Here is an 18,799-nt window from a genome sequence, read left to right as displayed (position 1 = left end):
GGTCGAACCGTCTGGTGGCGGGACCGCCGGTGCGGAATCCCTTGAGGATCAGGTGCGGGCGGCCGTCTCGACGACGACCTCGGCCAGCCGCTCGGCGGCGTCGTGGATGCCCGCGCTTCTGGCCGCATCGGCTGCCGCGGTCAATTTTGCCGGCGTCGCGAAGCAGGCGGTCAGCTCCGCGGCGAGGCGCTCCGGCGTGAAATCCGGCTGCTTCACGGCCAGCGCCGCGCCGATCGCGTCGAGGGTCGCGGCGTTGGCGGCCTGGTCCTGGTCGAGGGAGCCGGGCAGCGGCACGAGGATCGCCGGGCGGCCGATCGCCGCCAGTTCCGAGACCGTCGAGGCGCCCGAGCGCGAGACCACGAGGTGGCTCGCGGCCATCCGTGCCGGCAGGTCCTTGAAGAACGGCGCCGCCTCGATCCCGGCGAGCCCCATGGCGAGGTAGCGGTTCTGCACCGCCGTCAGGTCCTCGGGGCGGACCTGCTGGACGAGGTGCAGCCGGGCGCGCAGTGCGTCGGGCAGGCGGGCGATCGCCTCGGGCACGACCTCGCCCATCACGCGGGCGCCCTGGCTGCCGCCGAACACCAGGAGCCGCAGGGCGTCGTCCGGTCCGAAAGCGGGATACGGGACCTTCGCCGCCTCGATCACCGCCGGGCGGAGCGGGTTGCCGGTGTGGATCCGCGGGGCTCTCGCCTTGTCGGGCACGCCGCGCACGACCTTGAAGCCGGTGGCGATGGTGCGGGCGCCCCGCGCCAGGAAAGCGTTGGCCCGGCCCATCACGGCGTTCTGCTCGTGCAGGATCGTCGGCACGCGCAGGATCTGGCCGGCCAGCACCGGCGGAACGGTCGGGTAGCCGCCGAAACCCACGATGGCGGCCGGGTTGATCCGGCGGATCTCCTTGGCGGCGACACCGAAGCCGCGACCGAGCGTGAGCACGGCGCCGGCCCGCTTGAGCGGCGAGCGGCCGGACGGCGTCGCCGACGCGATGGTCACCACCTCGGAGGCCGGGAACTCGGACGCGATGGAATCGACCCGGGCGTCGGTGGCGAGGGCCACCCGGATGCCGCGGGCCCGCAGCGCGTGGGCGAGACTCTCGGCGGGGAAGAGATGGCCGCCGGTGCCGCCGGCACAGAGCAGGATCGTGGGCGTGAAGACCGTCACCGCATCACTCCGGCGACGGTGGCGGGCGCGGTGCCGGGGGGCTTCTGGCTGAGCATCACGGTGCGGGGGCGCTTGCGGGTCAGGGCGACGAGGAAGCCGGTGCCGAGCGCCAGCGAGATCAGCGAGGAGCCGCCGTAGGAGACGAACGGCAGGGTCATGCCCTTGGCGGGCATCAGCTGGGTGTTCACCGCCATGTTGATGCAGGCCTGGAGGCCGAACAGCGTGGTCAGCCCGGTGATCGCCAGCCGCGAGAAGGTGTCGTCCGTGCGCCGCGCGAGCTTGAGGCCGCGCAGCACGATGAAGGCGAAGAGGGCCACGAGGCACAGGCAGACGATCACGCCGAACTCCTCGCCGGTGACCGAGAAGATGAAGTCGGTATGCGCGTCCGGCAGGTGGCGCTTGGCCACGCCCTCGCCCGGCCCGGTTCCGAACCAGCCGCCCGAGCGGAACGACTCGCGCGACCAGAAGTCCTGGAAGCCGCCGCCGGAATCCCGGTCGAGGAACTTGTTGAAGCGCTCGCGGACGTGGTGGAAGAACAGGTAGGCAGCGAACACACCTCCGAGGCCCAGCACGCCCAGGACGGCCACCCAGATCAGGTGGAGGCCGGCCACGAAGAACAGCGCGCACCACACCATGGTAATCAGCATGGTCTGGCCGAAATCGGGCTGGAGCAGCAGCGGCACGATGGTGATCGGCAGGAGCAGCAGCGCCAGGATGCCGCCGGGCATGTCGCGGCGCTGGGCGCCCTCCGAGAAGGCCCAGGCGGCGACGACCACGAAGGCCGGCTTCACGAACTCCGAGGGCTGCAGGCCGAAGGAGCCGAACTGGATCCAGCGGTGCGCGCCCTTGATCTCGGGCCCGAACTTGCCGGCGAGCAGGCACAGGACGACGCCCAGGATCCACGTGACGAGCGCGAGCCGCCGGATGCCGCGCAGCGACAGGAACGAGACCGCGCAGATCAGCAGGATGGTCGGCGCGAGGTACATCGCCTGTCGGTTGAGGAAGTAGAAGGTCGGCAGGCCGATCCGCTCGGCGACGGGCGGGCCGCCGCCCATCAGGAAGACGAGGCCCGCGACCATCAGCGCGAACAGCGCCGCGAGCAGGCCGCGGTCCACCGTCCACCACCAGTCCGTCAGGGGGGTGCGTTCCGCGCGTGACATCATGCCGGGCAACGACTCCAGGCCGCGCGGATGCCGATCCGCGCGGGTCGGCCCGGATCCTCGGCAGGAATGGTAAACGGAGCCTTATGGCCGACGCATCCGTGCGCGCCGGCCGCGTCACCGGCGACTGCGGGAATGCTGTATTAGGCCGGCGAGATACTAGTAAAAAGATACTCTATGTTAATCTTCCTACTGCAACTTCCGGATGTATCCCCCCGGCGGGTCCCGGTGCGCCGCGCCCGATCCGCCCAGCGGAAGCCGATGCGCCATGTTCTCTTCCCTGAACGTCCGTGAAGCGAATGCCAAGCTCGCGGCCCTCGACCGGGTTCAGGGCGTGATCGAGTTCGATCTCGCGGGGCGGATCCTGTCGGCGAACCAGAATTTCCTCGACGCGGTCGGGTACACGCTGCCGGAGATCGTCGGCCAGCACCACAGCATGTTCGTGGAGCCGGCCGAGCGGGACGCCCCGGACTACCGGGCCTTCTGGGAGCGCCTGCGCTCCGGCGCGTTCGAATCGGGCCAGTTCCAGCGGGTCGGCCGGGGTGGCCGGCAGATCTGGATCCAGGCCTCCTACAACCCGATGCTCGACGTCCGCGGGCGGCCCTACAAGGTCGTGAAATTCGCCACCGACATCACGCAGCAGCGCACCGAGGAGGCCGAGCGCGCCGGGCAGATCGCCGCGATCGACAAGGTGCAGGCGGTCATCGCCTTCGACCTCGACGGCACGGTGATCGCGGTGAACGACAATTTCCTCGCCGCGATGGGCTACAGCCGCGCCGAGGTGATCGGGCAGCATCACAGCCTGTTCGTGGAGCCCGCCTACCGGGAGAGCGAGGCCTACCGGGCCTTCTGGGCCGCCCTGCGGAACGGCACCTATCAGGCGGCCCAGTTCCGGCGGATCGGCAAGGACGGGCGCGAGGTCTGGATCCAGGCCTCCTACAACCCGATCCTCGACGCCGCCGGCCGGCCCTACAAGGTCGTGAAATTCGCCACCGACATCAGCGATCAGGTCCGGCTGTTCGCCAACCTGCGGACGCTCATCGACCGGAATTTCGGCGAGATCGAGCAGGCGGTGACGCACTCGACCAAGGCGGCCGCTCTGGCCTCCTCGGCGGCGGACTCGACCTCCGGCAACGTCCAGACCGTGGCGGCGGCGGCCGAGGAGCTGGCGGCCTCGGTGGCCGAGATGTCCCAGAGCATCGTGCGCTCCCAGAGCGCCACCGACACCGCCTATGCCTGCGTCCAGGACGCGGACGGCCACACCAAGCGGCTCGCCGAGACCGCCACCGCCATGACCGGCATCGTCGGCCTGATCCAGGACATCGCCGGCCAGATCAACCTGCTGGCGCTGAACGCCACGATCGAGGCCGCCCGCGCGGGCGCGGCGGGCCGCGGCTTCGCGGTCGTCGCCTCGGAGGTGAAGGCTCTGGCCGACCAGGCGGCGCGCGCCACCGGCCAGATCAACGGCGAGATCGCCAGCGTGCAGCGCGTCTCGCAGGAGGTCGTGCAGGCTCTCAGCTCGATCGGGTCGTCGGTCGCGGTGATGCGCGAGACCGTGGTGGCGACCGCCGCCGCCATCGAGGAGCAGAGCGCAGTGACCCGGGACCTCGCCGAGAGCATGCAGAGCGCCGCGGGCGCCGTCACGGCGATCACCGGGAATATCGGGTCGATCGTCCAGTCGGTGGCCAACGTCTCGCAGGCGGTCGACACCACCCGCGACGCCGCCAAGGTTCTGGCGCGCTGAGGCCGGCGCTGCCTCAGGGCAGCGCCTGCACCAGCTCGCGGAAGCGGTTGCCGCGGATCTCGAAGTTCCGGAACTGATCGTAGGACGCGCAGGCCGGCGACAGCAGCACCACCGGCTCCGGCGCGCCCGAGGCGGCGGCGTTCTCGGCGGCCTTCGGGACGGCGTTCTCGAGGGTCTCGCAGCGGGTATAGGGCACGGCGCCCTCCAGGGTCGCCGCGAAGGCGTCCGAGGCCGCGCCGATCAGGTAGGCGTGGGCGACCCGCTCGAAATACGGCACCAGCGGGAAGATGCCGCCCTCCTTGGCCTTGCCGCCGAGGATCCAGTGGATGTCGCGGAAGGCGGTGAGGGCCTTCTCGGTTGAGTCCGCGTTCGTCGCCTTGGAGTCGTTGACGAACAGCACGTGGCCGCGCCGTCCGACCTCCTCCATGCGGTGCGGCAGGCCCGGGAACGAGGTCAGGCCGGCCTGGATCTGCTCCGGCGACAGGCCGAGGGCCCGCGCGACGGCCACCGCTACCGCCGCGTTCTGCCAGTTGTGAGCTCCCCGGAGCGATCCGATCCCGTTGACGTCGGCGAGCGCCGTGCCGTCCGGCTCCCGGACGATCCCGTCGCGCACCGTCAGCGCGTCGGTGCGGAGCACGTCGCCGTGGGGCACGTGGACGCGCACGAGGTCGGCGCCGCGGCGGTCCGCGATGGCGCGGCTCGGGGCGTCGTCGATGCCGACCACCGCGAGGCCCGCGCCCTGGATCAGGCGCTCCTTGATGGCCGCGTACTGCTCCATCGTGCCGTGCCGGTCGAGATGGTCCGGCGTGATGTTCATCAGCACGCCGACGCTCGGGTCGAGGCTCGGCGTCAGGTCGATCTGGAACGACGACATCTCGATCACGTGGACGCGGTCGGCGGCCGGCGGCTCCAGCGACAGGATCGCCGTGCCGATGTTGCCACCCATCTGCACGTCGCGGCCCCCCTGCGCGAGCACGTGGGCGATCAGCGCCGTGGTGGTCGACTTGCCGTTCGTGCCGGTGATCGCCACGAACGGCGCCCCCGGCGCCTGCGCCCGCCGCTCCCGGCAGAACAGCTCGATGTCGCCGATGATCGCGACGCCGGCGTCCCGGGCGAGCCGGACGCTCCAGTGCGGCTCGGGATGGGTCAGCGGCACGCCCGGGCTCAGCACGAAGGCGGCGAAGCCGGACCAGTCGGCCTCCCGGAGGTCCCGCGTCTCGATGCCGGCCTCCCGCGCGCGCGCGAGGCTGTCGGCATTGTCGTCCCAGGCCTGCACGGCCGCGCCACCTGCCTTCAGCGCCAGCGCCGTGGCGAGCCCCGAGCCGCCGAGTCCGAACAGGGCGACGGTCTTGTCCTGGAAGACGGTGACGGGGGTCATGCGGAACTCTGGATGCGGCGGCCGAACCCGGCCGATCCGAACCGGACCGTCATCCCGAGGTGACCGCGTCGGCGGACCCCGAAGGCGGGCTCCAGGGATCGCGCGGCCGGCCCGGAGCCTCCTTCGAGGCCCGCGCTCCGCGGCCGCACCTCAGGGTGAGGGCGAGGGTCGGATCGACCTCTCAGGTCGCCCCTCTAGCACAGATTCTCAGCGCAGCTTCAGCGTCGCCAGACCGGCCATCGCCAGGATCACCGCGATGATCCAGAAGCGGATCACGACCTGCGGCTCCTTCCAGCCCTTCTGCTCGAAATGGTGGTGGATCGGCGCCATGCGGAAGACGCGCTTGCCCGTCAGCTTGAACGACGCGACCTGGATGATCACCGACATCATCTCCAGCACGAACAGGCCGCCGACGATCGCCAGGACGATCTCGTGCTTCGTCGCAACCGCGATGGAGCCCAGCAGGCCGCCCAGCGCCAGCGAGCCGGTGTCGCCCATGAAGATCTGGGCCGGCGGCGCGTTGAACCAGAGGAAGCCGAGCCCGGCGCCGATGACCGCGCCGCAGACCACAGCGAGCTCGCCCGTGTCGCGGACGTAGTTCACCTGCAGATAGCTGGCGGTGAACGAGTTGCCGACGAGGTAGGCGATGAAGCCGAACGTGCCGCAGGCGATCATCACCGGCACGATCGCGAGGCCGTCGAGGCCGTCGGTCATATTCACGGAATTGCCCGCCCCGACGATCACGAAGGCGCCGAACAGCGGGTAGAACCAGCCCAGATTGAGGAGCGCGTCCTTGAACACCGGGAAGGCGAGCTGGTTCTGGAGCGCGGCGGGCGAGTAGACCGCGATGGTCACGCAGGCCGCCATGGCGATCACCGCCTCGAGGGCGAGGCGGAACTTGCCCGAGAAGCCCTTGTGCGACTGCTTCGTGACCTTGAGGTAATCGTCGTAGAAGCCGATCGCGCCGAAGCCGAGGGTGACGGTCAGCGTCACCCAGACATAGTGGTTGCGCGGGTTGGCCCAGAGCAGGATCGCCACCACGGCACCGGCCAGGATCATCAGGCCGCCCATGGTCGGCGTGCCGCGCTTGGTCAGCAGATGGGTCTGCGGCCCGTCCTCGCGGATCGGCTGGCCCTTGCCCTGGCGGATCCGCAGCAGCGAGATGATCCAGGGTCCGAACCAGAACACGAACAGGCCCGCCGTGAACAGCGCGCCGCCGGTGCGGAAGGTGATGTAGCGGAACACGTTGAGCGGCGTGAAGCTGCTGCTCAGGTCCGAGAGAAGGTACAGCATCCGGGCGCTCGGCCCCCTTGTTCAGGCTCAGGTTTCGGGGGACGGCGCCGAACGCGCAGGCGTGCCGGTCACGGGGCGGCCTGGGTCCGCCGGGCCGGATCGACCGCGTAGCGGGCTTTCAGCGCCTCGACAATCCGGCCCATGCGGCTGCCGTTCGATCCCTTCACCATGACGGCGTCGCCGGACCGCAGGGTCCGGGCGAGCGGCTCGAGCAGGTCGGCCGCGGTGTCGGCCACCGCGCCGCGGCGGCTCACCGGAAGGGCCTCGAACAGGTGGCGCATGAGCGGACCGGCCGTGAAGACCAGGTCGACCCGGGCCGCCTCGATCGCCTCCGCCAGGCCGCGATGCAGGTCGGGCGCGGCGGCGCCGAGCTCCAGCATGTCGCCCAGCACCGCGATCCGGCGGCCGCGGGGCCCGGTCTCGATTCCCGCCAGGGTCGCCAGCGCCGCGCGGACCGCGACGGGATTGGCGTTGTAGCTCTCGTCCACGAGGTAGGCGGTGCCGCCGCCGATCTCGAGGGCGGTGCGCTCGCCGCGCCCCGCCGGCGGTGTCAGCCCGCCGAGCGACAGGGCCGCGCGGGCGAGGTCGGCCCCGAGGCTGTGGACCACCGCCATGACGCCCAGCGAGTTCAGCGCCGCGTGCCGGCCGGCCGTGCCGAGCTTGTAGGTGACGGGCTGGCCCATCACCGCCGCGTCGATCACCGACAGGTCGGGCCGGAGCACGATCTTCAGGGCGCGGACATCGGCATCCGGGTGCTCGCCGAAGGTCACCACCCGGCCCGCCCGGGAGGCCTGGGCGTGGGCGGCCAGCCGGTCGAAATGCGGGGCGTCGCGGTTCAGGATCGCCACCCCGCCGGGCCGGAGGCCGGAGAAGATCTCGCCCTTGGCGTCCGCGATCGCGGCGAGCGAGGCGAAGTGCTCGATATGGGCGGGCGCGATCGTGGTGATCAGCGCGATGTCCGGCCGGACCTGGGCGGTCAGCGGCACGATCTCGGCGCCGTGGTTCATGCCGATCTCGAACACGCCGTAGCGCGCGGAGCGCGGCATCCGCGTCAGGGTCAGGGGCACGCCCCAGTGGTTGTTGTAGGAGGCCGCCGAGGCGTGAGTCTCGCCCTGCTCGGACAGGACGTGGCGCAACGCTTCCTTGGTCCCGGTCTTGCCGACCGAGCCGGTGACCGCCACGACCTGCGCGGACGTCCGGGCCCGGGCGGCGGCGCCGAGCCGCACCATGGCGGTCAGGACCGGGTCGGCGCCCCCCTCGGGCACCGCCAGGACGGGGCCGTGGGCGGCGAGCGCCTCGGCGCGCGCGGCGCTCACCACCGCGGCACCGGCCCCGCGCCCCAGGGCGTCGGGGACGAAGTCGTGGCCGTCGCGGGCATCGCCGCGGATCGCGAAGAACAGGTCGCCGGGCTGGAGCGTGCGGGTGTCGATCGAGGCGCCCGAGATGGCGCGCTCGGCGCCGGTCAGGCAGCCGCCCGTCGCGGATTCCAGCTCCTCCCGCGTCCAGAGTGCGGTCATCGTCGGTCCCCCGTCGTCCTCAGGCCGCCGCGGCGATCGCGGCGCGCAGGACCGCGTGGTCCGAGAACGGCAGCGTGCGATCTCCCACGATCTGGCCGGTTTCATGACCCTTGCCGGCCACGACCAGCACGTCGCCCGGTCCGAGCCGGCCGACGGCGCTGTGAATCGCCTCCGACCGGTCGCCGATCTCCTCCGCGCCCGGCGCCGCGTCCAGGATGGCCCGGCGGATGGCGGCCGCGTCCTCTGTGCGCGGGTTGTCGTCCGTGACGATCACGACGTCGGCGAGCCGCTGCGCGATGGCGCCCATCAGGGGCCGCTTGCCCCGGTCGCGGTCGCCGCCGCAGCCGAACACCGCGACCAGCCGGCCGGTCGCGAAGGGCCGCAGGGCGGTCAGGACGCTCTCCAGGGCCTCGGGCTTGTGCGCGTAGTCGACGAGACAGAGTCCGCCCCGCGCCTCGCCGATCCGCTCCATGCGGCCGGGGACGCCCGTGAGGTGGTCGAGGGCCGCGAAGACCCCGTCGGGATCGGCCGCCCCCGCCGGGGTGGCCAGCGCGAGGCCGGCCGCCACCAGGGCGTTCTCGACCTGGAACTCGCCGACGAGCGGCAGGCGCAGGTCCCGAGCCCGGCCCGCGAACAGGACGCGGGCGGCCTGCGCGAACCCCTCCGTGCGGACCGCCTCGACGCGCAGGTCCCGGCCGCCGCGCCCGACCGTGCGGACCGGCCGGCCGGCGGCCCCGGCCGCGGCGATCACCCGCTCGGCATAGGCGCCGTCGGCGTTGACGATGGCGGGGCGTCCCGGCGGCAGCAGGTCGGTGAACAGGCGCAGCTTGGCCGCGAGGTACTCCTCGATGCTCGCGTGATAGTCGAGATGATCGCGGCCGAGATTGGTGAAGCCGGCCGCGTCCAGCCGCACGCCGTCGAGCCGGCGCTGCTCGATCCCGTGGGAGGACGCCTCCATGGCGAGGTCGGTGACGCCTTCCGCGGCGAGCCGCGCCAGCGTCCGGTGCAGCGTCACCGGGTCCGGGGTGGTGAGGGAGCCGTACTGCGCGCCGCGACCGGTGACGATGCCGACGGTGCCGAGGCTCGCGGCGTCGCGGCCGAGGCGCGCCAGGATCTGGCGGACGAAGTCCGCCACCGAGCTCTTCCCGGCGGTGCCGGTCACCGCCACGACGGTCTCGGGCTGCGGACCCGCGAGACGGGCCGCGGCCAGGGCGAGCGCCCGGCGCGCGTCGGCGACGGGGATCCAGGCGACCGCGTCCGGCAGGTCGGCGGGACGGGTCCCCTCCCCGGCCACCGCGGCGGCGCCGCGCTGGGCGGCCTGCGCGGCGAAGCGGCGGCCGTCGGCCTTCGTCCCCGGCACGGCGACGAACACCGTGCCGGTCGCGACCTGCCGGCTGTCGGCCGTGAGGTCCGAGACGGTCAGGTCCGCGGCGGGGCCGGCGGCCTCGGGGAAGAGGTCGGCGAGCCGCGCGCTCATCGATCCACCCTCATCGATCCACCCTCATCGATCCAATCTCACGGGCCGCCGAGCTGGTTGACGTGGTAGGCGTTGAGCTTGACCATCTGCGGGAACGGCCTCACCGGCGGCTCGAATTGCGGCGGCAGGCCGAGGATCGGCGCCACGCGCTCGATCACCTTGCCGGTCACCACGCCGGAATTCCAGGCCGCCGTGGCGTAGCCGCCCGATTCCGGCAGGCCCTGCGGCTCGTCCATGATCGTGACGAACAGGTACTTCGGATCGTTCATCGGCGCGGCCGCCATGAAGGTCGTGAACAGGCGGTTGTGGATGTAGCGGCCGCCGATGACCTTCTCGGCGGTGCCGGTCTTGCCGCCGACGAAGTAGTACGGGATCGCCGCCTTCTTGGCCGACCCCTCGGAGGCGTTGAGCCGCATGATGTAGCGCATCGCCTCGGAGGTCTGGCCGGAGAGCACGTGCGCGGCGCGGGCCTTCGCCGCCTCGGGCGTCGTCTTGAGGAAGGTCGGCGTCATCAGGTCGCCGCCGTTGGCGATGGCCGCCACCGCGGCCGCCGCCTGGATCGGCGCCACCGCGATGCCGTGGCCGAACGCGATGGTGATGGTGTTGATCTCGGTCCAGCGCGACGGGACGATCGGCGCCGCGCTCTCGGGCAGCTCGGTGCGCAGCCGGTCGAGCAGGCCCATCTTCTTCAGGAAGGCCTTGTGGCCGGGCACGCCCACGCCGAGCGCCATCTTGGCGGAGCCGATGTTGGAGGAGTGCGTGAAGACCTCCGGCATGGTGATGACGCGGTTGGTGCCGTGGTACTCGTGGATCTTCTGCCGGCCCCAGTTCAGCACGCCGCCCCGGGTGTCGAAGGTCGAGTTGACGTTGTACTTGCCCGAATCGAGCGCCATGGCGAGGGTCATCGCCTTGAAGGTCGAGCCCATCTCGTAGACGCCGACATTCATCCGGTTGATCCGGTCGGGCGAGAGCGCGTCCTTCGGATCGTTCGGGTCGAAATCCGGCATGGAGACGAGGGCGATGACTTCGCCGGTCTTCACGTCGAGGATCATCGAGGCGCCGGCCTTGGCCTTGAAGTGGTCGATGCCCCAGGCCAGCTCGTCGCGCACGGCGAACTGCGCCCGCAGGTCGATCGACAGCTGCACCGGCTTCAGGTCGGCCTGCTTGTTGATCAGCCCGAAGCTGTTGAGGGCCTGCAGGCCGGTGGAGTCGATGTACTTCTCCATGCCGGCGATGCCGACGCCGTCGAGGTTCGTCGCGCCCAGGATGTGGGCGGCGGCGACGCCGTTCGGGTAGACCCGCTTGTGGTCGGGCAGGAAGCCGATGCCCGGGATGCCGAGCCGGTGAACCTCGGCCTGCTGCTTCGGCGTGAGCTCGCGCTTCACCCAGACGAAGCCCGCGCCCTTCTTGTCCTTGCGTTGCGTCAGCTTCGCGCGCAGCTCGGACGCGTTGAGTTCCGGCAGGACGGCGGTGAGCAGCTCGACCGCCTCGTCCTTGTCGTAGATGTTGCCCGGCTCGGCGAAGACCGAGACCGTACGGATGTCGGTGGCCAGGATCTCGCCGTTGCGGTCGATGATGTCGGGCCGGAAGGCGGTCGAGGACGCCGCCGCGACCCGGTGCTCCTGGCTGGGCGGCTCCCCGAAGATCGCCATCATCAGGAGTTTGGCCGAGATCGTCCCGAACACGCCGACGAAGACCAACCCGACCATCGCGACGCGCATGTGCGAGCGCTCGATCGCCAGCCGGAACATGCTGCGCAGGAGCGCCTTGGCGCGCTCGGCGCGCGGCTCGGGCACGCGCGCCTCCTCTTCCAGGGGGCGTGGCGCGCCGGCGGCATGCGCCAGCGCGGCGGCTTCGAGCAGCGCCGCCTCGTGGTCCGACACGGCGGGCTCGACCGCCGGGTCTAGGGTCTGGTCGGCGTCATCGGACACGGGGATTTACCTCGAAGCCGTCGTCGGGGTGCGGGTCGTGGTGACGGTGCGGGTGATCGAACCGGTCGTGCGCGGCTCGATCGCACCCTTGTCCTTGGGCGTCGCCGTGGCGGCGAGCAGGCGGCCGATCTCGTCCCCGCGCTCCGGCCGTGCGGGCAGGTCCGAGAGGCGCGCCAAGTGGCTGGTGCCGATCGGCTCCAGGGCGAGGTGCTTGTCGACGGCCGCCTGGAGGCGATCCGGCCGCGTCAGGAGCTGCCACTCGGCGCGCAGCACGGCGATCGCCTGCCGCTCCTTGTGCAGGGCCGTCTGCAGCTTCGAGACCTGGCCGCCCTGGTAGAGCGTGTCGTACTTGATCGAGTAGGCGTAGATCGCCGAGGCGACGAGGCCGGCCACCGCCAGCAGGTTCAGGAGGCGGATCATCGGCGATGGCCTCGGGCCGCGTCGGGCAGGCTCGCCAGCGCGGTCAGCGCGGCCAGCGGTTCGGGAACGTCGGATTCGGTGCGCTCCGCGGCCCGGAGCTTGGCCGAGCGGGCGCGCGGGTTCCGGGCAGTCTCGGCCTCGCCCGGCAGGACCGGACCCTTGGTGACGGGGCGGAAGCTGCGGACGGTCTCGACGGGGCCGCCGGGCAGATGGCGCGAGCCCTGCGCTGAGCGGCCGCTGCGCGCCGCGAAGAACTGCTTGACGATCCGATCCTCGAGCGAGTGGAACGTCACGACGGCGAGCCGGCCGCCGGGCCTGAGCACGCGCTCGGCCGCGTGCAGGGCACGGACCAGCTCGCCGAGCTCGTCGTTGACGGCGATCCGCAGGCCCTGGAAGGTCCGCGTCGCCGGGTGGATGTGGCTGCCGGGCTCGGTCCGCACCACGCCGGCGACGAGCTCGGCCAGCTGCGCGGTGGTCTCGATCCGCCCCCGGCGGCGCGCCTCGAGGATCGTCCGCGCGACCGCCCGCGAGCGCCGCTCCTCGCCGAAATGGTAGATGATGTCGGCCAGAACGGTCTCGTCGGCCTCGTTCACGAGGTCGGCGGCGCTCGGCCCGTCGCAGGCCATGCGCATGTCGAGGGGGCCGTCGCTGCGGAACGAGAAGCCCCGCTCCGGCGCGTCGAGCTGCATCGACGAGACCCCGATATCGAGGACGACCCGGTCGACCTGCGCGATACCGGCCTCCGCGAGGAGGCCGTCGAGGTCGCCGAAGCGGCCGGGCAGGAGGCGCAGGCGCCCGCCGGACTCGGCGACGAGCGCCTGCCCGCCCGCGATCGCCGTGGGGTCGCGATCGATCGCGACGACCTGCAGGGCCGGATCGGCCGCGAGCAGCGCGCGGGTGTAGCCGCCGGCACCGAACGTGCCGTCGACCGCGGTCCCGCCCTCGGTGCCGAGCGCCTCGACGACCTCCGCGAGGAGGACGGGCACGTGCGGCTCGGGCGGCGCATCGGCGCCGTCGTGACGGGGCGAACTCTCGGGAGCGGGGCGGCGCCGGCTCATGACCGCCTCGGGGGCGCGGCGCGGCGCGGCGCGCGAGGACGGGCGGATTGTCGGCGCGTCCCGGAAATCCGGGCGCGGATGCGGCTCGTGCGTCTCATGGTGCCCTGTGCCGGGCCGCGCGAGCGCGGCGCGCGTGACGGGAACGGCACCGGATGCTGAGCGCGCAACACGCCGCGCACGGACGGGACCTGCGCGATGGCAGGGTGCGCCCGGCGATCCGATACACGCCGTTGACGGGAGGATGCCGGGTATCATGGGCCTCGGAGGATCGTCAACGCACAAGCTTGGCGCTGCCGCGCGGACCGATCTGAACCCGGCAAGGTTAACCGAAGGTTTTTGCCGCACCGGAATTTTCGGCGCGCGCCCGGCGGCCGCGGACGGGCGCCGGATCGATAAGGCGTTGAAGAAGCAGGTCTTATCGGGCGGTGGATCAGCCGGCCTGTAAGCCGGGTTCTGTAGGGCCGGAGCGCTCGCGCGCGCCGACGTGGCAGCCATTCCTCTGGGACGATCGTTGCCGACCGCCTCGAGCAACCAACCCGGGCGACTGGCCTGGAGAGCCGGCCTGCCCTTCTCGCGAAGGGCGCGCCGCCCCTATTCGGTCTTGCTCCCGGTGGGGTTTGCCGTGCCGTCCGCGTTGCCGCGTCCGCGGTGCGCTCTTACCGCACCCTTTCACCCTGACCCCGGACGGATCCGGGGCGGTCTGCTCTCTGTGGCACTGTCCCTGGGGTCGCCCCCGCCGGAGGTTATCCGGCACCGTCTCTCCATGGAGCCCGGACTTTCCTCCCCGAACGCTCGCGCGTCCGGAGCGGCTGCCCGGCCGGCTGATCCGCGGGCAGATGCGCCCGCGGGGCCGTCCGGGTCAAGGGTGCGGGCCCGCTACCAGGTGCCGGTGTTCTCCATCGACTTCCACGGCTCCTGCGGCTCCTTGGCGCCGCCCTTCTGGAGGATCTCGATGGAAATGCCGTCCGGCGACTTCACGAAGGCCATGTAGCCGTCGCGCGGTGGCCGGTTGATGGTGACGCCCTTCTCCTGCAGCCTGGCGCAGAAGCCGTAGATGTCGTCGACCTGATAGGCCAGATGGCCGAAATTGCGCCCGCCCGAGTAGGTCTCCGGATCCCAGTTGTACGTGAGCTCGATCAGCGGCGACTTGGTCGCCGCGGCCCGCTCGACATCACCGGGCGCGGCGAGGAACACGAGGGTGAAGCGGCCCTTCTCGTTCTCGACCCGGCGCACCTCCTTCAGGCCGAACGTGTCGACGTAGAAGGCGAGCGCCCGGTCGAGGTTGGCGACGCGGACCATGGTGTGCAGAAATTCCATCGGGACCTGTCCTGTGATCTTCGAAAACGGACCGCTGGCCCGTCCCCGGCTGACTCGTCCCGCTAGCTAGCGGCCACTCCCGCGGTGAGAAGGCCGCCCGGTGCAGACTCGGGACAAAACGGCCCGGGCGTTCGCGCGGATCGGGATCTGTCGAGCCCACGTTGCCGCTTCGGCGGCAGGCCCGGGAGGCAGCCGCCGGACGGCCGTCTGTTTCTGATCGGCCCGGCCGCACTCTCCGGATCCGTCGGTGGAGAGATCCTTAAGCCGAACGATGGTGCGCGTCTTACTCAGCAAGATGTAGCCCCGCCGCGACGGATTCGATCTATTCGGTGGGATGATGAGAGCGGTTTCGAACGTCGGAGCCCGCGATGATAACCCAGAATTCTCGGCGCGGCAGGCATGATGCACAGATGATCGGTCTCGATGCGGCGCGATTTATCGCCGCAATGCTGGTCATGACGTTTCATCTTGGCGCCTACGCTTGGCAGGCGCCGCTCTCGACGGCCGGGCGCGCCTTCGACTCCGCCGCGGCCTACCCCGGCCTGTTCGCCTGGACGTGGTTCGGATGGATCGGGGTCGAGCTGTTCTTCGTCATCTCGGGCTTCGTGATCGCCTACTCGGCCGAGCATGCGACCGCGCGCGCCTTCCTGCGCAGCCGCCTCCTGCGCCTCGTGCCCGCGGTCTGGATCTGCGCCACGCTCACCGCCGTCGTCTCGCTCGCCATCGGCCGCATGGGATCCGTCCCGCACGTGCTGCGGGCCTATCTCGACTGCGTGCTGTTCGTTCCGGTCGAGCCGTGGCTGGACGGGGTCTACTGGACCCTCGGCGTGGAGATCGCGTTCTACGCGCTCGTCTTCGCGCTGCTGCGGCTCGGGCGATTCCGGAGCGTCGGCCCGGTCTGCGCGGCGGTCGGCGGAGCCAGCACTCTCTTCTGGGTCGCGACCCTGGCTGTGCCGAGTCTCGGCACCGTCGCGGCGAGCCGCGTGGCCGAGCTGACGCTCCTGCGCCACGGCTGCTTCTTCGCGCTCGGCGTCTTCCTGTGGCTGTCGCTGGTCAAGGGCCCGACGGCTGGACGCCTCTGCGTGATCGCCGCCTGCGCGGTCGGGACACTCATCGAGATCGGCGACGCGGCCGAGTCGTTCCTGTTCCAGATGAGCCGGAGCGAGTCTCCGCTCCTCCCGCGCCTCGTCTTCGCGGCCTGCGTCCTGATGATCGTCGCCAGCGTGCGCGGCAACGCGTGGCTCCGCGCGCGGCTCGGCGAGCGGGGCTGCGCGCTGGCCCGGCGGCTCGGGCTGATGACCTACCCGCTCTACCTCCTGCACAACGTCGACGGTGCCGCCCTGATCCATCGCCTCGTCGGCGCCGGGGTTCCGCCCCACGCGGCGCTCGTGGTCGCCTGCTGCGCCATGCTTCTCACGAGCTTCGCCGTCATGCGCTGGGCCGAGCCGTTCGTCCGGGGCTGCCTGTCCGCCGCGCTCGACAGGATCGGCCTCGATCGCCCTCTCCTCGCGGAGGGCCGCCACGCCCCGGGGCTCTGAGCCGGCCGAAGACCGCCCCACCCGCGCCGCTTCGACGGCTCCGATCGTTGCGCCGCGCGCTCCGAGGGACCAGAACGGGCTCGTCCCGCACCCGGAGTGAGCCGAATGCGCACCGAGACGCCGCCGCTGATCCGCCTCGAGGAATACCGGCCCAGCGACTACCTGATCGATCGCGTCGACCTCGACATCCGTCTCGATCCGCACGCGACCCGCATCGACGCGACGCTGACGCTGCGGCCGAACCCGGCCGGTGTGCCGGCGGCGCCGCTCACTCTCGACGGCGACGATCTCCGCCTGGTCTCGGCCGAACTCGACGGCGCGCCGCTGCCGCCCGACGCCTACGCGGCGACGCCGTCCGGCCTCATCCTCCGCGATCCGCCGCGGCGGCCCTTCGCGCTGCATCTCGTCACGGAGGTGGACCCGACCGCCAACACGAAGCTGATGGGCCTCTACCGGTCGAACGGCGTCTACTGCACCCAGTGCGAGGCCGACGGTTTCCGGCGGATCACATACTTCCTCGATCGGCCGGACGTGTTGTCGGTCTACACCACGCGCATCGAGGCCGACCGGGCCGACGCGCCGGTCCTGCTCGGCAACGGCAATCCCGTCGAGACCGGCGAGGCCGGGCCGGACCGCCACTTCGCGATCTGGCACGATCCCCACCCGAAGCCCGCCTACCTGTTCGCCCTCGTGGGCGGCCGGCTCGGGAAGGTCGAGACGCGCTTCACCACGATGGAGGGCCGCCCCGTCACCTGCGCGGTCTACGTCGAGCCCGGCAAGGAAGATCGGGCGGGCTACGCCCTCGACGCCGTCATCCGCTCCATGGCCTGGGACGAGACCGCCTTCGGCCGCGCCTACGACCTCGACGTGTTCAACGTCGTCGCGGTGTCCGACTTCAACATGGGCGCCATGGAGAACAAGGGTCTCAACATCTTCAACGACAAATACGTCCTGGCGAGTCCCGAAACCGCGACAGACGGCGACTACGCCGCCATCGAGGCGATCATCGCCCACGAGTACTTCCACAACTGGTCCGGCAACCGCGTCACGTGCCGGGACTGGTTCCAGCTCTGCCTGAAGGAAGGGCTCACGGTCTTCCGCGACCAGGAATTCTCCTCCGACATGCGCTCCCGGCCGGTGCACCGCATCGCCGAGGTGCGCTCCCTGCGGGCGCGCCAGTTCCCCGAGGATGCCGGGCCGCTGCGGCACCCGGTGCGGCCGCGGGCCTATGCCGAGATCAACAACTTCTACACGGCGACCGTCTACGACAAGGGTGCCGAGATCGTCCGGATGCTGCGGACGCTGATCGGTCCCGAGGCCTTCCGGGCCGGCATGGACCGGTACTACGCCGACAATGACGGGCGCGCCGCCACCGTGGAGGACTTCCTCGCCGCCTTCGCGGCGGTGACCGGGCGCGGTCTCGACGCCTTCGCCCGCTGGTACGAGCGTCCCGGCACGCCCCGCCTCGCCGTCACGACCGCGTACGATCCGGCCGCCGCGCGCTACACGCTCCGGTTCGCCCAGAGCCTGCCCGGCGGGAGCGCGGAGCCCGACGGGCCGCCCCTGGTGATCCCCGTGGCCCTCGGTCTCGTCGGGGCGTCCGGGCCGCTGGACGGCGCGATCTGCCCGGACGTCCGGGACGGCGTCTACGTTCTCGACCGCCCGGAGGCCGAGATCGTGTTCGACGCGGTCGCCGAGGAGCCGGTCCCCTCGCTCCTGCGCGACTTCTCGGCGCCGGTGCGGCTCGACCTCGCCCTGACCGACGCGGAGCGGATGCGGCTCCTCGCGCAGGACAGCGATCCGTTCAACCGCTGGCAGGCCGCGCAGGACGTGGCATTGCGGCTGATCCTCGAGCCCGACGCCGACCGGACCGAGGCTTTCGCCGCGGCCCTCGGCCGGTTCCTCGACGCCGAGGCCCTGGCCGACCCGGCCTTCGCGGCCCTGGTCCTGGCGCTGCCGAGCGAGGGCGAGGCCGCCGACGCGGTGCCGGCCGACGTCGATCCCGACGCGATCCACCGGGCGCGGTTCGACCTGCGGGCGCGTCTGGGCCAGGCCCTGCGGCCGCGGCTCGAATCGATCGACGCGGCGCTCGCGCCGGAGGCCGGCGCGCCCTACAGCCCCGACGCCGCCTCGGCGGGACGCCGGTCGCTCCGCAACGCGGCCCTCGACCTGATCGCCGCCGGCGATCCCCGGGCGGGCGCCGACCGCGCCGCCGAGCGCCTGGCCGAGGCCACCAACATGACCGACCGGCTCGCCGCCCTCGGCACGCTGGCGCTGATCCCGGGGGAGACCCGCGAGGCCGCCTTCGCGGCGTTCGCGGCCCGCTACGCCGACGAGCCCCTCGTCCTCGACAAGTGGTTCGCCATCCAGGCCCAGATCCCGGAGCCCGGCACCCTCGACCGGATCGCGCGGCTGCAGGAACACCCGGCCTTCACCCTGACCAACCCGAACCGCGTGCGGGCGCTGATCGGGAGCTTCGCGTTCGGCAATCCGACCCAGTTCGCCCGGCGCGACGGGGCGGGGTTCGCCCGCGTGACCGACACGGTCGCGGCGCTCGATTCGACCAACCCACAGGTTGCCGCGAGGCTCCTCACGGCCTTCGGATCCTGGCGCCGGCTGGAAAAATCACGCGGCGCCAGAGCGGTCGAAATGCTGAATGGGATCAAGGCGATCCCGGGGCTTTCCCGGGACACGGCCGACATCCTCGCGCGCACCCTCGGAGACGGCTAAGCGTCTGAACCTGCGGTAGAAATCGATTCTCGGGCGGCCGGGCAACACCCGGCTTTCGTCAAGCCCTTATGGTAAAAA

General features: G+C 71.7%; 13 protein-coding genes and 1 other RNA gene. 3 read left to right on the top strand and 11 right to left on the bottom strand.

The window, feature by feature from the left end; all coding sequences use genetic code 11:
* Nucleotides 1-48: 48 nt before the first annotated feature.
* Nucleotides 49-1,158, bottom strand: a complete 1,110-nt coding sequence (gene murG / locus ACTJK8_RS02575) for an undecaprenyldiphospho-muramoylpentapeptide beta-N-acetylglucosaminyltransferase (RefSeq protein ID WP_012319324.1) — start codon at nt 1,156-1,158, stop codon at nt 49-51.
* Entirely contained in the window at nt 1,155-2,321 is a 1,167-nt protein-coding gene (locus ACTJK8_RS02570; RefSeq protein WP_012319325.1) for an FtsW/RodA/SpoVE family cell cycle protein, read from the bottom strand. Before ACTJK8_RS02570 ends, murG begins: the two co-directional genes overlap by 4 nt.
* A gap of 265 nt (nt 2,322-2,586) precedes the next feature.
* Between ACTJK8_RS02570 and ACTJK8_RS02565 the strand changes: the two genes are divergently transcribed.
* Nucleotides 2,587-4,062, top strand: coding sequence for a methyl-accepting chemotaxis protein (locus tag ACTJK8_RS02565; RefSeq protein ID WP_012319326.1), 1,476 nt, complete (start codon nt 2,587-2,589; stop codon nt 4,060-4,062).
* A gap of 13 nt (nt 4,063-4,075) precedes the next feature.
* Here the strand turns inward: ACTJK8_RS02565 and murD are convergent, their stop codons facing one another.
* From murD to ACTJK8_RS02520, 9 genes are all read right to left on the bottom strand, one after another.
* Nucleotides 4,076-5,440, bottom strand: coding sequence for a UDP-N-acetylmuramoyl-L-alanine--D-glutamate ligase (gene murD / locus ACTJK8_RS02560; RefSeq protein WP_440761482.1), 1,365 nt, complete (start codon nt 5,438-5,440; stop codon nt 4,076-4,078).
* 207 nt (nt 5,441-5,647) lie between these two features.
* Nucleotides 5,648-6,733: a phospho-N-acetylmuramoyl-pentapeptide-transferase gene (gene mraY, locus ACTJK8_RS02555; protein ID WP_012319328.1), complete on the bottom strand. Its 1,086-nt coding sequence runs from the start codon at nt 6,731-6,733 to the stop codon at nt 5,648-5,650.
* A 68-nt stretch (nt 6,734-6,801) separates the two neighbouring features.
* A complete protein-coding gene (locus ACTJK8_RS02550) occupies nt 6,802-8,250 on the bottom strand; it encodes a UDP-N-acetylmuramoylalanyl-D-glutamyl-2,6-diaminopimelate--D-alanyl-D-alanine ligase (protein WP_024830015.1) in 1,449 nt (482 codons plus the stop codon).
* A 19-nt stretch (nt 8,251-8,269) separates the two neighbouring features.
* Nucleotides 8,270-9,727: a UDP-N-acetylmuramoyl-L-alanyl-D-glutamate--2,6-diaminopimelate ligase gene (locus ACTJK8_RS02545; protein ID WP_440761481.1), complete on the bottom strand. Its 1,458-nt coding sequence runs from the start codon at nt 9,725-9,727 to the stop codon at nt 8,270-8,272.
* Nucleotides 9,728-9,765: 38 nt separating this feature from the next.
* Entirely contained in the window at nt 9,766-11,658 is a 1,893-nt protein-coding gene (locus ACTJK8_RS02540) for a peptidoglycan D,D-transpeptidase FtsI family protein (RefSeq protein WP_024830013.1), read from the bottom strand.
* Between the two features lie 6 nt (nt 11,659-11,664).
* The gene (gene ftsL, locus ACTJK8_RS02535; RefSeq protein WP_012319332.1) at nt 11,665-12,078 is read right to left on the bottom strand and encodes a cell division protein FtsL; all 414 of its coding nucleotides are present in this window, start codon (nt 12,076-12,078) and stop codon (nt 11,665-11,667) included.
* On the bottom strand, nt 12,075-13,136 hold the full coding sequence (gene rsmH, locus ACTJK8_RS02530; RefSeq protein WP_012319333.1) for a 16S rRNA (cytosine(1402)-N(4))-methyltransferase RsmH: 1,062 nt from the start codon (nt 13,134-13,136) through the stop codon (nt 12,075-12,077). The genes ftsL and rsmH overlap by 4 nt, the downstream gene beginning before the upstream one ends.
* Nucleotides 13,137-13,562: 426 nt before the next feature.
* Nucleotides 13,563-13,961, bottom strand: an RNA gene (rnpB, locus tag ACTJK8_RS02525) — RNase P RNA component class A.
* A 51-nt stretch (nt 13,962-14,012) separates the two neighbouring features.
* On the bottom strand, nt 14,013-14,453 hold the full coding sequence (locus ACTJK8_RS02520) for a VOC family protein (protein ID WP_440761480.1): 441 nt from the start codon (nt 14,451-14,453) through the stop codon (nt 14,013-14,015).
* Between the two features lie 368 nt (nt 14,454-14,821).
* Here ACTJK8_RS02520 and ACTJK8_RS02515 point away from each other — a divergent pair, with 368 nt between their 5' ends.
* Together ACTJK8_RS02515 and pepN are read left to right on the top strand one after the other, a co-directional pair.
* Nucleotides 14,822-15,991: an acyltransferase family protein gene (locus ACTJK8_RS02515; RefSeq protein WP_440761479.1), complete on the top strand. Its 1,170-nt coding sequence runs from the start codon at nt 14,822-14,824 to the stop codon at nt 15,989-15,991.
* 105 nt (nt 15,992-16,096) lie between these two features.
* Nucleotides 16,097-18,721: an aminopeptidase N gene (pepN, locus tag ACTJK8_RS02510; protein ID WP_440761478.1), complete on the top strand. Its 2,625-nt coding sequence runs from the start codon at nt 16,097-16,099 to the stop codon at nt 18,719-18,721.
* The last annotated feature ends 78 nt before the right edge of the window (nt 18,722-18,799 follow it).

Source organism: Methylobacterium sp. 22177, assembly GCF_052045615.1.
Classification (GTDB): Bacteria; Pseudomonadota; Alphaproteobacteria; order Rhizobiales; family Beijerinckiaceae; genus Methylobacterium; species Methylobacterium radiotolerans.
Note: the sequence above shows the minus strand (reverse complement) of the source record. Positions and strands in the feature narration are given on the sequence as shown.